1 protein-coding gene is annotated in these 1,111 nt (G+C 55.5%); it reads left to right on the forward strand.

The features are described 5' to 3' along the window. A partial coding sequence (locus M0D69_RS43640) for an IS701 family transposase (protein WP_301787984.1) occupies positions 1-1,010 on the forward strand: 1,010 nt, incomplete at its 5' end. Between the last annotated feature and the right edge of the window lie 101 nt (positions 1,011-1,111).

Consider the following 1,111-nt stretch of genomic DNA (forward strand, 5'->3'; position numbering starts at 1 on the left):
TCGACGACACGGGTTTTCCGAAGAAAGGCAAGCACTCTGTAGGCGTCGCCCGTCAGTATTGTGGGCAGCTCGGCAAGCAGGATAATTGCCAGGTAGCAGTAAGTCTTTCGCTCGCCACACAGCGCGGTAGCTTGCCCATTGCCTATCAGCTTTATCTTCCCCATGAATGGATCGACGACCCCACTCGCAGGCAGCGGGCAGGCATTCCGGAAGACCAGATCTTCGCCACCAAACCTCAAATAGCATTAGCGCAACTGCATGAGGCTATCGCGTCAGATATTCCTCCAGGGGTGGTACTGGCTGACGCCGGCTATGGCGACGAAACTGCCTTTCGGGATGGATTGACGCAAATGGGCTTGCTGTATGCGGTTGGCATTCGGCCGGGCACGTCAGTGTGGGGGCCTGGAATGGCTCCTCTGCCACCCAAGCCTTGGAGCGGACGAGGTAAGCCGCCGACGTTGCTGCGTCGTGCTCCAGGTCACGAGCCTCTTTCTGTCAAAACACTGGCGATGCAAACGCCGCAAGCGGCTTATCGAACTGTCAATTGGCGCGAAGGAACTAACACCACATTGTCATCGCGTTTCGCCGCCGTGCGTGTACGACCTGCACACAGGGACTATTGGAGCAGTTCGGTTCGCGCAGAGGAATGGCTATTAATCGAATGGCCCGAGGGTGAGGTCGAACCGCTCAAGTACTTTATGAGCACGGCACCTGAAAACGCAACACTTGAGCAACTCGTGTTCGTCACAAAGATGCGCTGGAGAATCGAGCGTGACTACCAAGATCTCAAACAAGAGTTTGGCCTAGGCCACTATGAAGGACGTGGCTGGCGAGGATTTCACCATCATGCTTCGTTGAGTATCGCGGCATATGGCTTTTTGATGGCGCAGCGCTTGGGTACTGGCTCCCACGGCGACGGCAAAAAAAACGGCGCCAAACTCTCGCTGCCTGTCCTTCCCTCGGATTACATCCCCCGCGGCAGTCCAGCGCGCGCAACGCCATGTCCCTAACTCGATCACGACACTGCGAATACTACTTGGACTACGACTTATGCAAAGGCTAAGCATTAAACACACACGGATTCGACCTCAAACTTTGTGACACAGTAAGA

It is taken from the genome of Caballeronia sp. SEWSISQ10-4 2 (assembly GCF_030464885.1).
Classification (GTDB): Bacteria; Pseudomonadota; Gammaproteobacteria; order Burkholderiales; family Burkholderiaceae; genus Caballeronia.